Origin of the sequence: Paenibacillus sp. GCM10012306 (assembly GCF_042649265.1) — a bacterium.
GTDB lineage: Bacteria > Bacillota > Bacilli > Paenibacillales > Paenibacillaceae > Paenibacillus_AQ.
The window spans coordinates 272760-293630 of the sequence record NZ_JBHRYW010000006.1; the positions used below are offsets into that span (position 1 = coordinate 272760).

The 20871-nt window shown below is 49.5% G+C and carries 16 protein-coding genes and 1 tRNA gene; 13 read left to right on the top strand and 4 right to left on the bottom strand.

The window, feature by feature from the left end; all coding sequences use genetic code 11:
• Positions 1-345 precede the first annotated feature (345 nt).
• Positions 346-468, top strand: a complete 123-nt coding sequence (locus ACFORK_RS15640) for a hypothetical protein (RefSeq protein WP_379200441.1) — start codon at positions 346-348, stop codon at positions 466-468.
• Between the two features lie 386 nt (positions 469-854).
• Here ACFORK_RS15640 and ACFORK_RS15645 read toward each other — a convergent pair whose 3' ends face one another.
• Together ACFORK_RS15645 and ACFORK_RS15650 are read right to left on the bottom strand one after the other, a co-directional pair.
• Entirely contained in the window at positions 855-3227 is a 2373-nt protein-coding gene (locus ACFORK_RS15645; protein WP_379200443.1) for a glycosyl hydrolase family 18 protein, read from the bottom strand.
• Between the two features lie 184 nt (positions 3228-3411).
• Positions 3412-5325, bottom strand: a complete 1914-nt coding sequence (locus tag ACFORK_RS15650) for a glycosyl hydrolase family 18 protein (protein ID WP_379200445.1) — start codon at positions 5323-5325, stop codon at positions 3412-3414.
• Positions 5326-6074: 749 nt separating this feature from the next.
• On the opposite strand from ACFORK_RS15650, the gene ACFORK_RS15655 reads away from it, so the two are divergent.
• From ACFORK_RS15655 to ACFORK_RS15670, 4 genes are all read left to right on the top strand, one after another.
• Positions 6075-6494: an NfeD family protein gene (locus tag ACFORK_RS15655; protein WP_379200447.1), complete on the top strand. Its 420-nt coding sequence runs from the start codon at positions 6075-6077 to the stop codon at positions 6492-6494.
• A 13-nt stretch (positions 6495-6507) separates the two neighbouring features.
• Positions 6508-7443, top strand: coding sequence for an SPFH domain-containing protein (locus ACFORK_RS15660; RefSeq protein ID WP_379200449.1), 936 nt, complete (start codon positions 6508-6510; stop codon positions 7441-7443).
• Between the two features lie 98 nt (positions 7444-7541).
• A complete protein-coding gene (locus ACFORK_RS15665; protein ID WP_379200451.1) occupies positions 7542-7997 on the top strand; it encodes a cupin domain-containing protein in 456 nt (151 codons plus the stop codon).
• 158 nt (positions 7998-8155) lie between these two features.
• Positions 8156-8992: an aldo/keto reductase gene (locus ACFORK_RS15670; protein WP_379200453.1), complete on the top strand. Its 837-nt coding sequence runs from the start codon at positions 8156-8158 to the stop codon at positions 8990-8992.
• 106 nt (positions 8993-9098) lie between these two features.
• Here ACFORK_RS15670 and asnB read toward each other — a convergent pair whose 3' ends face one another.
• Entirely contained in the window at positions 9099-10943 is a 1845-nt protein-coding gene (gene asnB, locus ACFORK_RS15675) for an asparagine synthase (glutamine-hydrolyzing) (protein ID WP_379200455.1), read from the bottom strand.
• A gap of 144 nt (positions 10944-11087) precedes the next feature.
• Between asnB and ACFORK_RS15680 the strand changes: the two genes are divergently transcribed.
• Both ACFORK_RS15680 and ACFORK_RS15685 read left to right on the top strand, forming a co-directional pair.
• Positions 11088-11444 (top strand): hypothetical protein, encoded by a 357-nt coding sequence (locus tag ACFORK_RS15680; RefSeq protein WP_379200457.1) that lies wholly within the window; start codon positions 11088-11090, stop codon positions 11442-11444.
• 193 nt (positions 11445-11637) lie between these two features.
• Positions 11638-11711 (top strand) — tRNA-Arg (locus ACFORK_RS15685).
• 78 nt (positions 11712-11789) lie between these two features.
• On the opposite strand, the gene ACFORK_RS15690 is transcribed toward ACFORK_RS15685, so the two are convergent.
• Positions 11790-12698: a serine hydrolase domain-containing protein gene (locus ACFORK_RS15690; RefSeq protein WP_379200459.1), complete on the bottom strand. Its 909-nt coding sequence runs from the start codon at positions 12696-12698 to the stop codon at positions 11790-11792.
• A gap of 416 nt (positions 12699-13114) precedes the next feature.
• Between ACFORK_RS15690 and ACFORK_RS15695 the strand changes: the two genes are divergently transcribed.
• The 6 genes from ACFORK_RS15695 (at position 13115) to ACFORK_RS15720 (ending at position 20869) form a co-directional block, all read left to right on the top strand.
• Positions 13115-14125 carry a LacI family DNA-binding transcriptional regulator gene (locus ACFORK_RS15695; RefSeq protein ID WP_379200461.1) on the top strand — a complete coding sequence of 337 codons (1011 nt, stop codon included), beginning with the start codon at positions 13115-13117 and terminating at the stop codon, positions 14123-14125.
• 34 nt (positions 14126-14159) lie between these two features.
• Positions 14160-14909, top strand: coding sequence for an alpha/beta hydrolase (locus ACFORK_RS15700; RefSeq protein ID WP_379200463.1), 750 nt, complete (start codon positions 14160-14162; stop codon positions 14907-14909).
• Between the two features lie 29 nt (positions 14910-14938).
• Complete coding sequence (locus ACFORK_RS15705) at positions 14939-15895, top strand: ABC transporter permease (protein WP_379200465.1); 957 nt, start codon at positions 14939-14941, stop codon at positions 15893-15895.
• Between the two features lie 18 nt (positions 15896-15913).
• Positions 15914-16810: a carbohydrate ABC transporter permease gene (locus ACFORK_RS15710; RefSeq protein ID WP_379200467.1), complete on the top strand. Its 897-nt coding sequence runs from the start codon at positions 15914-15916 to the stop codon at positions 16808-16810.
• A 56-nt stretch (positions 16811-16866) separates the two neighbouring features.
• Positions 16867-18480 carry an extracellular solute-binding protein gene (locus tag ACFORK_RS15715; protein ID WP_379200469.1) on the top strand — a complete coding sequence of 538 codons (1614 nt, stop codon included), beginning with the start codon at positions 16867-16869 and terminating at the stop codon, positions 18478-18480.
• A gap of 190 nt (positions 18481-18670) precedes the next feature.
• Positions 18671-20869, top strand: a complete 2199-nt coding sequence (locus tag ACFORK_RS15720; RefSeq protein WP_379200471.1) for a glycoside hydrolase family 3 N-terminal domain-containing protein — start codon at positions 18671-18673, stop codon at positions 20867-20869.
• Positions 20870-20871: the final 2 nt, after the last annotated feature.

A 20871-nucleotide genomic window follows, 5' to 3' on the forward strand; every position in this document is an offset into this window, starting at 1 on the left:
CTGCAAGCTTATTTTGCTTTATGAAAATCTTCAGTATTAAGCGTATTTTAGAACACCTAGAACTTCCTTTGAACCCTTTTGAATCCTTCATTCACAAAAGGTTAACTCTGCAGATGACAAATGCGCTGAAAGATCAATTTCGCTCGAAAGGGCATGGGAATAACAGGAATGGCGCCTGTTATTTTGGCTAAATCCGCCTCTTTTCTCAAAATAACTGGAGAATACTCAGACTGTCGAGAAACACCATTCTCTACGATTGTTGATGCGAAATAGCCTTATAAATCAGGCTCAGCTTCATCATCAATCCTTGTCAAAACACTGCTTCAGAAGGTTGGAGACTTATGCATGGGGGCTAACGGACCCCAGCGCCGTTATTTACACATCAAGCAGCTTCTGGAACATGTAACGGACTCAGGTGCCGTTATTTCCTCCCAAACCGTGGATTTTACACCTGATTTCTGCACATAACGCCTCTGGAGTCCGTTACATTCTAGAATGGTCAGTTGTTGGGAAATAACGTATCTGAGGTCCGTTACCATAGGGAACAAGAAACAAGTCCTGATTTCGAGTTAGGTTCATTAATCAAGGGTATTATGGATTTTCTCAAAACAACTACTTTCTCAACGGTCTGAGAGACTCACGTTGATTTCCCCGAATTCACCTATTTTACGGATAAAAGAGGTTTTTAACGGGAGAAAATCCAGTTATTTGAGATGAATGAGGTGAGCGAACGTATTTAACGGTATATTTTCCTGCTATCCAATCGTCAAAATCCCTTTATGCTAAATCCTATACCCTCACAATGGCCTGAAGTCAGTCCGGGTGGTGAAATCAGTCCGGGTGGCTGAAGTCAGCTAGAGCAGCTTCCAGAGTGCAGGAGTGGTAGCAGGTTCCCAGCCTGCCAGGGAGGTGTGGGGCTGTAGGCAGGCATATGTCTTGCCACTGTAGGTGACTGTGTCACCTACCTTGTAGGCAACGCCTACTGCCCAGGCTGTGCCAGCAGGCGAAGGCGTCGGTGTCGGCGTAGCCAAAGGTGTAGGTGTCACCGTTGCGGTTGGCGCTGCTGTTGCAGTTGGTGAAGGGGTTGCAGTGGCAGCAGGTGTTGCTGTCGGCGTCCCGCAAGCACCAATGAATTTCCAGACGCCATCTGGACCGCTGAGATCAGGGCGGTCACCTTGAGTCCACCATTTTGCTTCATACAATGAGCCGTTGTAGGATGCACGCTGTCCTTGCGTGTAGATCGTTGAAGCGTTCCAGGCTGCAGCCGTACATGACCCCGGCGTTGGTGTGGCGCTAGGTGTCGGCGTTGCGGTTGGAGTAGCAGTTGGCGTCGGTGTCGGTGTTGATGTTGGTGCAGTTGTAGGTTTAGCCGTCGGTGTGGCAGAAGGTGTAGCGGTTGGTGTTGGCGTCGGTGTTGGCGTTACGCCTCCATACAATTTATCGTACTCCTGCTGAGATGAGCTTCCGTTAAGTGTGACCCGTTGCGGACCGCCGGAAAAATTCAGCTTCATCATACCCGGAATGTCCAAGGTTGTTCCATTTGCGAGAGTCTGGCTAGCCGTACCAGTAATACGGTAGCGGTTGAAGTCCCAGGCCGTAGCAATTTGTTCCACAGTGCCTGCTCCCCAGGCGGAAGTCAGGGTGGTAGTGGTAGGCAAATCGAATTCCAGCTTCCAACCTCCTGGAATATCGGCGCCGGTGTTGTTTGTGATTTTCAGAGAATAGGTATAGTTGGGGTGGTCATAAGTCCCGCTAAAGTTGATGCTGAAGTTCTTCGGTGCTGGAAGCTGCGGCTTGGCGGGGCCGCCCGGCAGGGTAGCATTCTTGAGCTGATTATAGGCGTAATCCGTCAATGAGGTGCCGTACGTGTAGGTGCCGTTCGCTTGTTGGGAGTAGTCACCGGTCAGCTCCCAGAACATCATCCCGCCGAGGCCCTTTTGCTTGATGTAGTCAAGCTTATAGCCAAGGGATTCCTGGTCTTCATAGGTCAAAAATATTTTCTTATCCGCATTGTAAATATAAGGCGTCTTGGTTACAGGATCGAAGTAACGCTTGTTCGCTGGATCCTTGAGCAAATTGAGTATGTGCCAGATGGGATTTGCTCCGGCCGGCTGTTCTGGTGCTGGATCATTCCAGATCCCATAATCGCCGTCTGCGCCGCCTCCCGCGGTCGGTGCTGTACCGTAGAGGCCGGTATTGTTAATGCCGCCACTCACATTCTTCCAGCCCCGCGAATAGTAGGGAACGCCGATAACAATTTTCTCCGGAGGCAGAGTACCCAGGTAGTATCGGACGGCCCAGTCGGTGTTCAGGACGGGCGTCCCCAGTGCGGCTGTCTCTGTATCTCGGGAATCCGGGTACAGGGCGGAATGCGGTCCAACATAACCGTTCCAAGCGCCGTGAAAATCATAGGTCATGAGGTTAGCCCAATCCAGATATTGATTAGCTTCCCCCAGCTTCATGCCGCCGAGAATCCAGGAGGAGGCTGTGGCAGCGACAGTCAGATCATACTTTTGGTTATCCTGTGCACCGGCCTGGTCCAGCTTCTCCCGCAGCTTCTTCATAAGCAGGACGTAGTTGTTATAATTGACACCGCGCAGCGGCTCCGCTGCCCCAAAATCATTTGGATTTCCGGACTGTGCCGTCCCAGACGGATACTCCCAGTCGATGTCCACGCCGTTGAATTGGTAGGTGCGCAAGAAGCTAATCACACTGTTCGCAAAAGTTTCCCGTCCGGCTTCTGAATTGGCCATGTTGTAGAATCCACCGGAACCGGCCCAGCCTCCAACAGAAATCAAGGTTCGGACATCCGGATAGAGCTGCTTGTATTTGATAAGCTGGTTGAAATGCCCTTTAAACGGAAGTGTGGTCAATTGGCCGGGGTAATCCTTCTCAATGGCCGCCGTGCGGTCCATGAGTTCTATTTTATTCTGGGCGCTCACCTGGGCGAACGCATAGTTAATATGGGTGATTTTGCTCCACGGAATTTTATCGACAGTGAAAAAGCCTTTGTTCGCCTGATCTCCCCATTCTGGGAAATAGGCGACAATCTTGCGGGGATGATCTGGAGCAGGCGGAACTGCGACAGCGCTTGCTCCTTCGGCCCGGGCAACGCTCTGTGAGTCAGTACCTGTACCTGCATACAGCGGAATCAGAAGAATCAGACTCAGCATAACGGCGAAAAAACGAACGAAGTGCGGATGCCTTAAACGTGCATTTGTTTTCATCGGTCACTCCTCCTTTGGAATGTAGGGAATGATGGCATTCTGGCCGTATGAAGAAGACGGCGCTCCCCGGACGTCAATCCTGAGTGTCATAAGCATTCGGGATCAAGTGTGCTACGGAAAGCGCCGTAATCAAATAGCGTGGCATTCAGTCATATACCAATGTTAACTCGGTCATGCACTAAGTCTAGTTCAGTTTCCACAGGGCCGGTGTATTGGCCGGCTCCCAGCTTACAATGGAAGTGTGGGACTGCAGGCAAGTATAGGATTTGCCGCTATAGCTGACCACATCACCGACTTTGTACGCTACACCTGCCGCCCAGGCGGAACCGCCTGGAGCTACCGTAGGACTTGGTGTCGGTGTTGCTGTCGGAGCTATCGTTGCAGTTGGCGTTGGGGTAGGCGTCGGCGTTGCTGTTGGCGTTGGCGCTACAGTGGCTGTTGGGCTAGGTGTTGGAGCGCCGCATACGCTGATGAATTTCCATACACCATCAGGGCCGCTAAGATCGGGACGGTCACCTTGGGTCCACCATTTGGCCTCGTAGAGCGATCCGTTATAGGAAGCGCGCTGCCCCTGGGTATAAATCGTTGTGGCACTCCAGGCTGTTGCGCATTGACCCGGCGTAGTTGTCGGCGTCGGCGTTACAGTTGGTGTAGCCGTCGGTGTCACCGTAGCTGTCGGTGTTGCTGTTGGAGTCGGCGTCGGCGTTGTCGACGGTGTCGCGGTTGGCGAAGGGGTCGGCACGACACCTCCAGACAGGTCCGCCACGAGTTTGTTCTGCAGCGTTTTGTTACGGTCGCCGCTGACTTCCCAGAACATCGCGCCGGCCAGACCTTTGGATTTCAGGTAGCTGGTTTTGTACCCGAAGGACTCCACATCGTCATAACTGATATAAGTTCGGGTCGTAGGATTGTAGAGATAAGGCACCTTTGAGGTGTTATTCCAGTAGCGAGTATAGCCGTTCTTGTTAATATAATTAGTTTCAAGATCATAGAAGTCATAGCTGCCGTTCTCCCAGGTGCCGGTGTTCGAGATACCAGAGGATACCTGGTATTGACCGTTACCTGTGCTTGGCGCTCCGCCCCAGCCGCGTCCATAGAATGGCATACCCAGTACAAGCTTGCTAGCTGGCACGCCATTTGCCAGATAAGTGGTTACTGCCTTGTCAATGTTGTAGTTCAGAGGATCGGTCAAGCCAGAAGATGCCGCCGCAGAGTCGTAGTACAGTGGAGCATTGTGGCCGGTAGTTGGATTCCAGCTTCCGTTGAAGTCATAGGTCATGATGTTGATCCAGTCAACAACGGAAGCAATGCCAGCCAGATTGTTGTTGGCTACATAGGACGGACCCGCACCGGAGGCGATGGTCAGTAAATAGGTTTTGCCGTCTGCTTGACCCGCTGTGTTCAGCTTCTCACGGATTTTTTGCAGCAGCAGGATATAGTTTCCTCTATCTTCAGGACGAACACTATTGCCAGCCAGACCACCGCTCACCGGGTATTCCCAGTCCAGATCGACACCGTCCATATGATATTTGCGGATAAAATCAACAGCAGAGTTGGCAAATACTTCACGAGTTGTTGCCGATGCGGCAACATCGGAGAACCGGTTCGACCAGGTCCAGCCGCCGACAGAAATAACGGTCTTCAGGTTCGGATTTCGCTCCTTCAGTTTCCAGAGCTGCTTCAGGTTGCCTTTGATGGGATCATCCCATTTGTCATCCCCGAAGCTCTTTCCGGCATCAATCCAAGGATCGCCGAGAACAATCGTACCGTTTGGAACATTTATAGTTTGGGCTTGCTCATTCTGACAAGTCCAGGTTACGGGATTTGGGCCGGTAGGGTCGGAATTACCGTGGATGCCATTCCAACAGATATCAGCGAACGCGTAGTTAATTACATTCATCTTGGTAGGGTCGATATCCGATACGTTATAATTGCGTGCATAGGCAGCCCACGAAGGATAATAACCAACCAGTTTATAATCCTGTGCCGCATTGGCAGTCTTGATGTTTGCGCCCAGAGCGGAGAAGAGGGTAACCAGAAGTGCTGCGACCATTCCGATGGCAAAAGTTTTGCGCGAGCTTTTTTTCTTAAATATCATTGACGAACTACCTCCCTGATTCAATGTTTGGACCGGAATCCTTACAGCAAGAAGTTCTGGCGCTCACCCCCATGGTTTAAGATTTACCCTCACCCTGTTGCCGTCTAGCATTTCGACAAGCTAATACAATATAAAGCTGGCAGAAAAATGATAGAGTAACCCAATTTCTTTAATTGTAAGCGCTTCCTGTAATTATTCGTGCGAAATGTTAATTTTCCTTACTTCTGGAATGTAACACGTCTTGTAGGGGTTGGGATAATGCCAAGAAAGTCTGGAAGGGATAGGGAAAGTTGAATTAGAAGGATGATATACATATGAAGCGGTGAAGGTAATTTCTATTTTCGGTTAAGTTTTGTTAATATGCTAGGGATAAAATTACATCATAGAGGGATAAAATTTTCAAATATTTGGACTAATGCTCATAAAAATCCTTTTGGTATATTCATGTAATCGTCGTTTTTAGTAGTTCATGGGATGTTAGTTGCCCTTTTGAGTCATTTAATCCATGTTGATGTATACCTATTCTTACTTCGGAGGGGGATTGAAGGAATCTATTAGTCTATTTGCTTTTGATTTGTTGGCTTTTGGGTCTAAAATATCTTTTTAGATGAAATAACAGGCTGACACATAACTCACGAGGCAGAGCAATATATATGATATGGATACTTTAGGCGACTTTTTTTTCAAAGGATGCAACGCACTGCCAATTTTTTCGTTATAGTAGTATATAGGGAAGGTGGTGGTACCTCATGGTCGTTTGGGCTGTCTGGTTTATTGTAGCCGGTCTCCTGCTCGTTGTAGAAATGATGACGCTTACGTTTTATCTGCTTTGGCTAAGCATTGGTGCTGCAGTCGCGGGTCTGGTCTCGCTTATCGTGCCTGATGCTATTCTGTTTCAAGTAGTGCTTGGCTCGCTGGTAGCCGTTGGTTTGACTCTGTTCTCCAAGCCGCTGGTGGCAAGGTTTCGAAGTTCCAGGGGGTTCAAGGATGCAGGGACGGATATTGTCGGAAGACAGGGGATTGTTGTCGAGCCGATTGAACCGGGACGTTATGGCCAAGTCAAGGTTGGCGGGGATACGTGGAGTGCAACCTCGTCACAGGTGCTGGACAAAGATGAAGTTGTCAGAATCATTGGAAGAAGCAGTACCATTATTGAAGTAGAACGATAGGGGGCGTGTAAGAATGGAATGGATCATTGTTGGAGTCGTACTGTTTGTTGTGGTTGTATTTGTAGCGTTGACGGTCAAAATTGTACCACAGCAGCGGGTGGGGGTTGTCGAGCGTCTCGGTAAATTTCACCGTCTGTTAAAACCAGGTCTGAATATTCTTATCCCAGTTATTGATCAGGTGCGCACTTACCATGATTTGCGGATTCAACAAGCCAATGTACCGCCGCAAACAGTGATTACGAAGGATAACGTGCAGGTACAGATTGATACAATTATTTTCTATCAGGTGGTTGGACCGGAAGAAGCTACTTACGGCATCTCCGATTATGTATATGGGGTGCGCAACATTTCCACGGCAACGATGCGGCAGATTATCGGTAAGCTGGAGCTGGATGAGACGTTGTCTGGCCGGGAAAAAATCTCTACCGAGATCCGGATTGCTCTGGACGAAGCAACGGAGAAATGGGGCGTGCGGATTGAGCGCGTCGAGGTCATTGACATTAAGCCGCCGCTGGATATTCAAGAAGCGATGGATAAGCAGATGAAGGCAGAGCGCAGCAAGCGGGCAATCGTGCTGGAAGCGGAAGCTGCCAAGCAGGACATGATCCTGCGCGCGGAAGGCGACAAGCAGAGTAAGATCCTGAAGGCGGAAGGGGATAAGGAAGCCCGTATCCGCGAAGCGGAAGGTTTGCGTCAAGCACAGGAGCTGGAAGCCCAGGGTGAAGCGAAGGCGATTCAAGCCGTTGCTGAAGCGGAAAAGGTGCGGATTGAGCTCCTTCGTAATGCGGGTCTGGACGAAAATGTATTGGCGTACCGTTCCTTCGAGGCTCTGACTGAAATCGCCAAGGGACCGGCGAACAAAGTGTTCCTGCCGTCTAGCACCGTGGAGACTCTGGGTAGTCTTGGGGCGATTGCTGAAGTATTCAAGGCCAGCAAGGACGGAAAGTAAGCAGACGATAGACAAAGGTGCCTTATTCCGTTAAAGTGGAAGCGAAACCGGGCAAATGGGCCGGTTAATTTTCCCAAACGAGTAAGGAGAGAATTCAGTTGACACAAAAAGAAATTTCCCCGTTAGTGGAGGCGCTAGGCTTGCAGCCCCATGTCGAAGGCGGCTGGTACAAAAGGCTTTGGGTATCTTCTTTTGAAATCCCGCAAAGCACACTTGGAGAGGCCTATTCCGGCCCGCGGGGCTCGGCCTCATCCATCTATTTTTTGCTACATGGAGATGAAAGCTCTGATTGGCATACTGTGCTGTCTGATGAGATTTGGCTTTGGCACTCCGGCAGCCCGATCGTCTTGAGTATTGGCGGGACCGGAGATAAGCCGGAAGACGTACAGGAAATAATTCTAGGTACGGATATCGCAGCCGGCCAACAGCCGCAGGCGGTTGTTCCGGCAGGGGCGTGGCAGGCGGCCCGGACGCTTGGTGATGAGCCAGCGCTTGTGTCGTGCATTGTATCGCCAGAGTTCCATTTTGATGATTTCAAGTTGATTGAGAAGTAGGAGACAGGCGCGGGCAGCGATTGCCCACGTTTTTTTTTGTTTGTTTTTTTTTTTGAAGGACAATCTGCTATACTTATTTTTGGTAAGTACCAGCTTCCGGAACCTGTTTTAAGGTTATGTATGGTGAAGCAAACAATACACGTTTGGAGGGTGAAGCAATGAGTAAATTGAACGGACCATTTACGGGCGGCCCCACATTAAATGACGGAGTGACCATGCCGTGGCTCGGGCTCGGCGTCTTTAAGACCGAGGATGGCGACGAGGTTGTTCATGCGGTAAAATCGGCACTAGAGATAGGCTACCGTAGTATTGATACTGCGGCGGTTTACAAGAATGAAGAGGGTGTCGGACGAGGCATACGGGAGAGCGGAGTGGCGCGCGAGGAACTGTTCATCACCACCAAATTGTGGAACAGCGATCAAGGCTACGAGTCTGCGCTTCAGGCATTCGAGGACAGCCGGCGCAAGCTTGGCCTGGAGGTTATTGATCTGTATCTCGTTCACTGGCCGGTTACAGGGAAGTACCGCGAGTCCTGGAAAGCATTGGTCCATCTGCAAAAAGAGGGCTTGGTCAAATCCATCGGTGTGAGTAATTTCCAAATTCATCACCTCAAGGATATTATAGAAGATACAGGGGTTGTGCCTGCCGTCAACCAGGTTGAATTCCACCCGCTACTGACCCAGCGCGAATTGCTGAAATATAGCCGCGAGCAGGGTATTCAACTAGAAGCCTGGAGCCCGCTAATGCGAGGGAACCTGGATCTTCCGCTGATTCAGGAACTAGCGACGAAATACGGAAAAACGCCTGCACAGATTGTGCTGCGTTGGGATATCCAGCAGGGCGTAATCACTATTCCGAAATCCGTTCATGCCAACCGTATTCAGGAAAATGCAGCCATCTTTGATTTCACGCTCAGTGATGAGGATGTCAAGGCACTGGAAGATCTGAATCAGGACCGCCGATTTGGGCCGGACCCGGACAATGTTAATTTCTAAAACGCCTTTGCTTCAGTAAAGGCATAAATAGCCCGAATACGGCACAACAGCAGGCTCCCAAGATGGGAGCCTGCTGTTTTTGGTAGGGGATATCGACAGGTAGCAATTAACGAATAGCTACGTTATATGTGCGGAGCCAGAGATCTACCTGTGACAGGTAGGCAAACAGCTGCGGACCAGACATCAACTGCCCGAACCAGGGCAGGTTAGTGGAGGATTCCGGCGAAGCGGCAATCTCACGGATTTTGGCAGCATCAATCAGAGGAAGCAGCGGGGAGGAGGCGTCATCGAGAATGTTCAGCATCCGCTCCCGCACGGCATGGAGATAGGCCGGGTTGTGCGTTTTCGGATAAGGGCTTTTCTTGCGGTACAGTACATCATCTGGCAGGACGCCTTCCAGTGCTTTACGTAGAATGCCTTTTTCCCGGTTGCCTACAGTTTTGATCTCCCAAGGGATGTTCCAGACATATTGTACGAGCCGGTGATCGCAATAGGGCACGCGCACTTCCAGGCCTACCCCCATGCTCATCCGGTCCTTGCGGTCCAGCAGGGTCGGCATGAACCGGGTAATGTTGAGGTAGGACATGACACGCATTTGCGCTTGCTTGCCGGTTTCCCCAGCCAGGACAGGTACTTCGGCGACGGCATCACTGTACCGATCCCCCAGATATTCCAGTGGCCGAATCCATTCGCCGATTTCCGGAGACAATAACCCGGCCCGCATCTTCGGGGCTACCGACCAAGGGAAAGTGCCGGAAGAGAGCATCTCTTCCCGGTGAAACCAGGGATAACCGCCGAAGATCTCATCAGCTGCTTCTCCTGAAATGGCCACAGTTGCCTGCTTCTTAATCTCACGGCAGAACAAATAGAGGGAAGAGTCCACATCGGTCATTCCGGGCAGGTCACGAGAGAACAAGGCATTATCAAGGGCTTCGACCAATTCCGGGGTATCGAAAGCGATATAGTGGTGATTCGTGTTCAATTCATCCACCATTCGCTTGATCCAGGGACCGTCTGCACCGGGCTGGAAGGTATGGCTCTTGAAATGCTTGTCGTTGTCGACATAATCGACCGATAAGGTGTTGATTTGCCCCTGACCGGTGCGGTTGTAATAGCTGACAGCCAGCGCAGACAAGGCGCTTGAATCCAGTCCTCCAGATAGAAGGGAGCAGACTGGTACGTCAGATACGAGTTGGCGCTCCAGCGTATCCTGCAGCAGCTCGCGTACCTTGGCGGCAGTTTCATGCTCATTATCTGTATGCTCGAAGCTTTCCAGCTTCCAATAGGCATAGCTGCGCAGCCCTTCCCGGCTGTAGATCATAGCGTGGCCGGGACGAAGCTCGAACATATCCTTGTAGACGCCTTGCCCGGGTGTGCGGGCGGGACCGATGATGAAGATTTCTGCCAGTCCTTCTGGTCCTACGACGGGCTGTACTTTGGGATGCTGGAGCAGAGCTTTAGGCTCGGAGCCGAAGACGAAGACATCATCGACCTGACTGTAGAAAAGCGGTTTGACGCCAAGGCGATCGCGCGCAAAAAATACCTGCTCCCGCCGGCCATCCCATATGGCAAAGGCAAAGATGCCATTCAGCTTCTCTACGGAATCTGGTCCCCATTCAATATAGGAATGGAGGAGAACCTCGGTGTCGCACTCCGTGCGGAATTGATGACCACGCACGACCAGCTCTTTTTTCAGCTCGGGTGCATTATAGAGTTCTCCGTTATAGACGATTGCATAGGTATGGTCTTCATGGCGGGTAATCATCGGCTGTGCGCCGTTCTCTGGATCAATTACGCTAAGTCTGCGATGCCCGAAGGCGACAGGGCCAGAAATCCAGGTGCCTGCTGCATCCGGTCCGCGGTTAGCCAATGTATCGGTCATTTTGACCAGTAGTCCCGAGTGCTGCGTAAGATCATCGCGCCACTGGATAAATCCGGTTATTCCGCACATGATGTTTCATCCTCTCTTTTTGTGCGATTGTTGTCCTTTCTTTTTGCCAAGTAATACAGATATATGCCGAAGCAAGGAATAAAATGTATGTCCTTATCCGAACACTAGGGGAGAGGGAAATTTGCCGGGAAGGGTGGATAAGAAATGTATTATATTAAAGATGCCAAAATCCGCAGAATGACGGAATATGACGGTGCGCCATGCGCAGAGGTAGGGGTATTGCCAGGGGCTGCTGGGGATTCCGCGCTGCTTGTATATATCGTGGAGGATGAGCGCGAAGACGGGTATGAAATTGTGCGCATTGTGACGAATGATGCCAACACTGCGACGGACTGGTTCGACAATAATCTGCATGATGCCTTTGTGGATGTGACTTCAAGCGCCTTTACCGGAAGCATTGTCATGAGCCCTGAGGAGGAACGATCGAAGTTTCAGCGAGAGCTGATGATTTTTGGGGATTTAAAAAAGCAGCTTGAGGATCATTTTGGCGGACATTCCTAATAAAGATGTCTGGGTTTGCTTTGTCGAAGGCCCGCAAAAGCGGGTCTTTTGCCTAGGGGGATCTCGCGAGAACTAACGGAAGAGGATGATAATTAGATAAGAAAATGAAAAAAAATTAGACTTTCCATAGTTATGTCTTGAAAAAAAAGCTGAATCAGGTATAATAGATAACGTTGCATTAATACATAATCATGTCCCGGTAGCTCAGCTGGATAGAGCATGCGCCTTCTAAGCGCACGGTCGGGGGTTCGAATCCCTTCCGGGACGTCATGAGAAAGCCTTCCATTTGGAAGGCTTTTTCTGTGCTTGTTGTCATTTTTTCAGAGTGGAAGTGCTATCGTCAGCTTACAACTGCGGCCATATCTCTGACCATACGGCATCCAAGAGTGCTTGCATATTCTCCTCTTGGCTGTTAATGGCGATGACAGCTTGCTTGTCCGGCAGGACAATACAGAACTGTCCATAGGCTCCATCTGCCCGGTAGGCATGATGCGTACACATCCAAAACTGGCCGCCGTAGCCTTGTCCCCAATCTGCTGATCCATCGTTATCAATCCGCTTTCCGGTCACATAATCGATCCATTCGGCCGGGACCAACTGCTTGCCTTCCCATGACCCTCTTTGCAGCAAGAGCTGTCCGAAGCGACTCAATTCTTCCGTATTGATTACAAGTCCTGCGCAGCCGAGCGTTCTTCCAAGCGGGGTAGTCTCCCAGTAGACATCGTGGATGCCGAGTGGTGCGAACAGGCGTGGAACGAGATAGTCTTTCACAGTTTCACCTACGGCCTCTTGAATCATAGCAGAAATCATAATCGTGTCCCCACTGCTGTACATGAATTTTTCACCTGGCTTACGGTCAAGCGGCAAGGACAGATAGTATTTTACCCAATCTTTCTCGGGCATAGTGGGTCGCTCTTCCATCTTAAATGGCGGGTCATCATGTCCTGAAGACATACGGAGTAAATTATAAAGTGTCAGTTCACCTGGCTGCATGGAAGTATCCGTGACACCGGGCAGAGGAGGATATTCGGGAAAAAGATCTTTAAGTTTAGTGTCCAGCGAGAGCTTGCCTTCTTCAATCGCGAGTCCAGCCGCCATAGCGGTAAAGGATTTGCTGACCGAATGCTGGATACGGCGGATATCTTCCGCAAACGCTACCTTGCCCAGCAGCTTCCCTTGCTGCAAGACACGAATGCCAAAAACATTCAATCCGGAATCCCGGATCAGGGTTTCAAATGAGCTCAAATTAAGCATAATTTCCCTTCTTTCTGCAAATGCTTGTATAAGTGTACATCTTGATAGAGAAACAATACAAGTGGAAACGTTTCCTGAAATAGTAAAGGAATAAGCATATACGGGGTTTTATTAACTGTTTTATATGGTGGTTAAGTGATGTTATTAACATTAAATGTACCATATTTTAGTTATTGAAATAAATTATGATTTAAAGTGTATAAAATGTTATGCGGAAATGAAACTGGTACTTTTTTGATCTTGGACGTTTTTGTTGACAATCCCAATAAAGATGTTCATAATGTACAAAGAAAGCGAATTCAGCTAGAGAAGAGTTTCTTATTGTTATCATGGGAAACGTTTCCCATGATTTTAGTTGTTTTCATAGCCGCATTTCAAGTTATGAGAATTTGATAACCGGAGTGGAGAGAAAGAACATGAATATTAAGGATATTGCCAAGCTATCAGGTGTGGGCATAGCCACAGTCTCGCGGGTCATCAATAATACCGGCGTAGTCAGTGAAGCTACCAGGGCCAAGGTTATGGAGGTTGTCAAAGAATACAACTACATTCCTAACGGAAATGCACGCAACTTGAAAAAGACACAATCCAATACGATTGCACTCATGGTTAAAGGGATTTCTAACCCGTTCTTCGCCAACATGATCAAGGAAGTTGAACGCCAGGTCAACCTGCGCGGCTGTCCGCTCTTGATCCAGCATGTCGAAGACGGGGTGGATGAGATTAACACGGCCCTTCAACTGGTGAAGGAGAAGAATCTGTACGGGGTTATTTTCATGGGCGGTACTTATGACCACTCAGAAGAAAAGTTCAAGCAATTATCTATTCCCTTCGTGCTTACGACCATCACGACGACGAAGGATGTCGATCCTTCGGTCTTTTCCAGTGTGGTCATTGATGATGTTCAGGAGTCGTATAAAGCGACAAGCTATCTGATCTCGCTTGGCCATCGGAAGATTTGCTTCCTGGCCCGATTCCCGATGGTGCAGCATACGACTGGGAACAGACGCCTGCTGGGGTACATCAAGGCGCTTGAAGAACACGGCATTGAGTATGATCCCTCGTTGGTGGAGGATTGCGAGTACAGTCCAAGCTCGGGATTCACAGCAACCAAACGCCTGCTCAACAAGAAGAAGGACATCACCGCTGTGTTCGCAGCATCGGATACGATTGCCATCGGAGCAGCCAAGGCGCTGCTGTCACTTGGGCTTTCCATTCCGAATGATGTGTCGATCATCGGTTTTGACGGTATTGAGATGGCCGAGTATTATCACCCATCCCTCGATACTATCAGCCAGCCGGGTGTGGACATGGCGAAAGCCAGCGTTGAAATTTTGTTTGACCTAATCTCAGGACAATCTCCGAACAAGCACACGGTGTTCGAATCTGTGCTGGTCAAGCGTGGATCTTGTAGAAAGATCAAATAAATCGGCGTCAGTATTGAACAAAAGGGGATAGCATATGGCACTTTTAACTGTTGAGACAGGTTCTCCTACCTTGAGAATGACGACCACAGTCAATATCATCTCACCCGTTGATGCCGGTACAGGATCAGGCGGAACGCTTTATCTACTGCATGGCGCGGGTGACAATGCTAGCACCTGGCACAGACTGACCACCGCAGAGCTATATGCAAGCCAATATGGCTGCACGGTGATTATGCCTCAAGTGGGCAGAAGCTACTACACGGATATGGAGTACGGGCTGGATTACTTCCGCTATATTACACAGGAGTTGCCCGATTTCTGTGCACGTCTGCTCAATCTAGAAACTGATCCGCAAAAGACGTTCATCGCCGGTCTGTCGATGGGCGGATACGGTGCACTGAAATGTGCACTGACTTATCCGGAACGCTACAGCAAGGTCGTATCCTTGTCGGGTGTCACTGATCTTCAGAAACGCTTGAATGATCCGCACATGGCCCCAGAGATGTCGAGGGAGATGATGGGGGTCTTTGGCCATGGGTTGCAGGTGAAGCCGGATCAGGATATCCGCAGTCTTGCGGACAAGCTGGTGAAGGATAACCGGTCGCTGCCAGCCATTCTGACCTGCTGCGGCTCGGAGGACCCTTTTGCCGAGATGAACCGGGAATTCGCCTCATACATGGAGACGACACCTTATGATTTCAGATATGTTGAAACACCCGGAACTCATGAGTGGCGCTTCTGGGAGCAGCATCTGAAGACAACCTTTGATTTTCTGTATAACTAAAAGTCTCAAGTAGAGTGAGGAGATGCAATTTGAAACCCGCAGCCGCATTACCGGGGAGTAACATGAATGACAGCAAGTTTCGGCTGTTAATGAGGGAAATATGGAAGAACAGAATGGTGTACACCCTGGTGCTTCCAGGTTTGGTTTGGTTAATTCTGTTCGCTTACCTTCCAATGGGTGGTTTGTCGCTGGCTTTCAAGGATTTTAAAGCCAATTTGGGAATATGGGGCAGTCCTTGGGTAGGATTTGAAAATTTCAAATATGTATTCCGGGACCCGGCATTTGCTAATGCGGTCTGGCGGACACTCGCCATTAACATTGGCAAGCTGATCATCCAGTTCCCGTTCCCGATTATCCTGGCACTTCTGATTAACGAACTGCGCATGACCCGTTATAAGAAAGCGCTACAGACTGTATTTACCTTCCCTAACTTCTTGTCCTGGATCGTTGTGTCCGGTGTGGTCATCAACGTTCTTTCTTATGATGGTCTGGTGAACAGCCTCATTAAATTACTCGGAGGAACAGGCATCAACTTCCTGGGTTCCGAGAAATTGTTCGTACCGATGTTGTATTTGGCAGACATTTGGAAATCAGCCGGATGGGGAGCGATTATCTTCCTGGCTGCGATTTCCGGGATTGATACGGATCAATATGAAGCCGCTCAGATTGATGGAGCTACACGTCTTCAACAAATTTTCAAAGTTACGATTCCGAACATTTTGCCGACCATTACTATTATGTTCATTCTGTCAGTAGGTGGTCTGATGTCTTCCGGATTTGACCAAATCTTCAACATGGCAAATGCGGCGACCAAGAATGTCTCGGAAGTGCTGGATGTGTACATCTACCGGATTACGTTCCAGTCCGCAACGGACTTCTCGTTCTCAACCGCAGTCAGTCTGTTCCGTTCGATTGTCAACATGATATTACTGCTTCTGGCTGATAGAGCTGCCAAGCTTATGGGCGGCGACGGTTTATTCCGGTAAGAAAGGAGAGTTAAACAAATGAGCAAGAAATCCAAGGCTAAGGTAGGCAGCCAGAAGATGACGACGATGGATTATGTCATTTTCGCGATTCTGACTGTAGGTGCTTTAGCCATCCTGATTCCTTTTTGGAATGTAATCATGATTTCCTTTTCAACACAAAAGGAATATGCCGACAATCCATTGATGCTATTCCCGAAACACCCGACGCTGGAGTCGTACAAAGCGCTCTTCGCAGAAGGTCTCATTGGGACGGGTTATCTGAATACGATGAAGATTCTTGTGCTAGGTCTGCCGTTAAGCTTGTTCTTGACGACAAGCATGGGCTATGGCCTAAGCAGAAGCAAGTTTCCAGGTAAAAAACTGATCTTCATGCTTGTCCTGTTCACGATGATCTTCAACGGCGGGATTGTACCGCTTTATCTCATCATGAAGGATTTGCACCTGACAGGCACACTTTGGTCCGTCATTTTGGCGGGAAGCTTCAGTGCGTTCAACCTGATTCTAATGTCCAACTATTTCAGCGGTCTGCCTGAATCCTTGATGGAATCGGCACGAATCGACGGGGCTGGTGAGTGGAAGATTCTCTTCAGAGTCGTACTTCCATTGTCGGCACCGATCGTAGCTACAATAACGTTGTTCTATGGTGTAGCTTTCTGGAATGGCTGGTACGAAGCGATGATCTTCCTGCGAAAAGCGGATCAGATGCCATTGCAGAATGTGCTGCGATCTATTATTACGGAGGCTCAGGTCAACGCTGCCAATGCCAGCAGTTTGGGTGCTGCCGGCAAGCAGTCATTCTCCATGGGTATGAAAATGGCGGCGGTATTCGTAACCATGGTTCCGATCATGTGTTTCTTCCCACTGCTACAGAAGCATTTTGCTAAAGGGGTATTAACAGGGGCTATCAAGACCTAGTTTATACAGGGGTAACTTCAAGAGAAAGATAGTCACACACAAACAGGAGGTCTATCATGAACACATTCAAAAGAAAGTCAGTCAGAACGATTTTGGCAGCAGTACTAGGTACTTCCATGGTCTTGCTGGCAGCATGTTCGAACTCGGGCAACAATGCTGCTGAAGCAGGCAACTCCGATTACGGAAATCCTACTGATGGTTACAAAGATAACTTGAATATTTCCATTGCCAGCACGATCAAAACGGCAAACACTGATTTCGATAATGAATTCCATAAATATTTTACTGATAAGTTCAACATCAAATGGGATTACAACTACGTAGAGTGGGATTCCTGGGCAGAGAAGCTGCGCCTGTGGATCAACTCTGGCGATCTGCCGGACGTAGCGAGCTGGAACTATGTTCACGGCGATGCCCTCAATTATATTGATCAAGGTCTGTTGTACAAACTTCCGGATAACTGGAAAGAGCGTTGGCCAAACGTAGCAGCAGCTTACAAGCTGACTGGACTTGGTGACAAGCTGGAAGAACTGGTCGGTGGTACTTATGTTCTGCCAAGACCGGTATACAACGAGAACAAACCGGCTGATCCGCTTGTGAACCAAATCGGCGTTATCGCCCTTCGTTCCGACTGGGCCAAAGCAGTGGGTTTCCCGATAAAGGATGCTTACACTACAAGCGAACTGATGGAATTCGCAAGACTGCTTAAAGAAAAAGATCCAGGCAAGGTTGGCGCGAATCTGGTTCCTATCTCTTATGATGTTAACGATGCACTGACTAACATTATTATGGCTAACAGTGCACATTCCCGTGTGGAATCTGCTTTCTACAAAGATGCGGATGGCAAATACCAATGGGGACCTGCTAACCAAGAGACTCTAACAGGCTTAAAGGATCTGCAACAAGCTTATAAAGAAGGTCTGCTGCACCCAGAGTTCTACACTTGGAAGAACGGTGAAGCTAACCAAAAGTTCAATGTTAACGGTGTATCCGGTATTACTAGTCTTGGCGGTCTGGCTTCCTACAGAAAAGACATGGACCAAAGAATGAAAGACAACCTCGGCTTGAACAGCGATGATGTCGTGCATACCGCTATCGTACTTGGCGATGATGGCAAATACCGCAACCTGGAGCAAGTTAACTTCTGGTCTGCCGTAATCTTCTCGCCAAACATCAGCAAAGAGAAATTCGAGCGCATCATGGACTTCATGGAATACACAACAGCTAAAGAAGGCAACTTGATTGTTAACATGGGCTTTGAAGGAAAAGACTGGAAGTATGGTGACAATCAGGAGCTAGTGAGCCTTCTTCCTGAGGGACAAACGCTGGATAAGAAATATCCAAACCGTTTTGAAGGACTGTATGTCCTGGCGGATGACTTCAGCATCGTTAACCCTGGCATCAAGAAAGAGTACCGTGAGCGTTCAGTGCAATTGTTCAAGGAAAAAGCCGAGCTTGGAATGAAAGACAAATCACTTGCTGACTACGACTGGGATTTCCAATTGTATGATTCCAAAGCCAAGAACCAAGCGTCCTTCGACTATGCTACCGAGTATACTAACCTGATTCTGCAACCAGGCGATCTTGAAAAGAACTGGAAAGACTGGGTTAACAGCAAAATGTCACTTGTACAACCTGTTCTTGATGAATTGAACAACTTGAAAAAGTAATTCCTGTCCCATGCGCGGAGGAACCAAGCGTGGTTAGTAATTTCAATTAATCGTGCGGACGGGAAGTGATGATCCCCCGTCTTCCCGGGCTCGCCCGGGCCGAACCGCTACTGAACCCGGGTGCGAATTTCTGCATCCGGGTTCTTTTATCAGACATTATATATAGTATTTATACAACGGAGGACTTGAGATGGACGATCGGCAACTGGTCATCTTGTTAAATCAGATGACACTTGAGGAGAAGATTGCTCAATTGCAACAGCTAGCCGCTAACTTCTATGAAGGGGCGGAGAGCGGAGGGCAGATTACTGGCCCTATGGAAGCGATGGGCATGACAGATCAAATGATAGAGAGCAGTGGTTCTGTGCTTGGTCTGGCAGGGGCGGAGCAGGTAATTGCCGTGCAGAAAGCTCATCTGCGCAAGAACAGACTGGGCATTCCGCTACTAATGATGGCTGACATCGTTCATGGCTTCAAGACGATTTTCCCGGTACCACTGGCAATTGGCTGTTCTTGGGACTTAGAAGAGGCCGAGCGCAGCGCAGCCGTTGCTGCTAAGGAAGCTGCGGTCTCGGGTGTACATGTGACCTATGCGCCGATGGCTGACCTGGTGCGTGATCCACGCTGGGGTAGAGTGATGGAGTCCACAGGCGAGGACCCGCATCTGAACAGTCTGTTCGCCCGCGCGTTTGTTCGCGGCTTTCAGGGTAGCGATCTGGCAGGGGATAAGGACCGTGTAGCGGCCTGCATTAAGCATTTTGCTGCTTATGGCCTCTCTGAAGCTGGACGTGATTACAATACGGTAGATTTGTCCGAACGCCATATGCGTGAGTATTATTTGCCGGCCTATCGTGCGGCGCTGGATGAAGGCTGTGAAATGGTGATGACCTCGTTCAACACTATTGACGGGATTCCGGCTAGCGGAAATGCGAAGCTGCTGCGCGAACTGCTGCGTGAAGAATGGGGCTTTGACGGGATCCTGATCTCTGATTGGGGTGCAGTGAAGGAACTGATTCCGCATGGTGTTGCCGAGGATGAAGCCGAGGCTGCTCTGAAGGCTATTCGCGCTGGAGTGGATATCGAAATGATGACCGCCTGCTATGTACACCAGTTGCCAGCCCTTGTACGTAACGGTCTGGTAGATGAGAAGCTGATTGATGAATCTGTACTTCGCATTCTGAAGCTGAAGCAGAAGCTGGGATTGTTCGAGAATCCTTATCGCGCTGCTGATCCGGAGGCTGAGCGTGAGGTTGTGTTCTGTGAGGAGCACCGTACTGCCGCGCGTGAACTGGCTGTTAAATCTAGTGTGCTCTTGAAGAATGACGGTGTACTGCCTCTTTCGGGAGACCAGAAGGTGGCACTGATTGGTCCTTTCGCACGCAGTGGTGACATTCTTGGACCATGGTCTTGGACCGGATCTATGGAGGATGCTGTCAAGCTGGAAGCAGCAATGATTGCACGGGTTGGCGCGGATCACATTACCGTTGCCGAAGGCTCAGGCATAGAGAGCATGACTGAAGAGCAATGGCAGGAGGCTGAAGCCGCTGCGCTGGCTGCAGATGTTATCGTGCTGGCACTCGGGGAAAGCTCCGAAATGAGCGGTGAGGCGGGCAGCCGTGCCGATATCCGTTTGCCAGAAGCGCAAAGAGAATTACTACTTCGCTTGAAGGCACTGGACAAGCCAATCGCTGTCGTGCTGTTCAATGGCCGCCCACTGGATCTCGGTGGTGTATATGAGACAGCAGACGCCATCCTGGAAGCTTGGTTCCCAGGTAGTGAAGGAGGAGCGGCAATTACAAGCTTGCTCTACGGCGACGAGAACCCTTCGGGCCGATTGAGTATGTCCTTCCCGGTATCGGTGGGGCAAATCCCGGTATACTATAACCATTTCAACACAGGTCGTCCTGTGGATTCGCCGGATGCCGATGGACGTTATGTCTCGCAATATCTCGATATTCCGAATGAGCCGCTGCTGCCGTTTGGCTACGGTCTCAGTTATACAACCTTTAATTATAGTGAACCAGTAGTATCTTCTGGAACCATGTCCAAGGAGCAGCCGCTTCAGGTGTCGATAACTGTCACCAATACCGGAACTGTTGCTGGGCAAGATATTGTGCAGCTCTACACTCGCGATATTTCGGGTGAAGTAGTCAGACCAGTTAAGGAACTGAAGGATTTTGCCAAAGTTAGTCTCCTGCCTGGAGAGAGCAGAGAGATTCACTTCACACTTACAGAAGAACAGCTTCGTTATCATCACAGTGATCTCAGCTTTGTTAGTGATCCGGGACAATTCCAATTGTTCGTCGGACCAAATAGCCGAGATGTGAAGAGCCACAGCTTCCGCCTGGAGAAGGCTGCAGTAGAAAATATACAGCATGTGCTGTCGTAAAG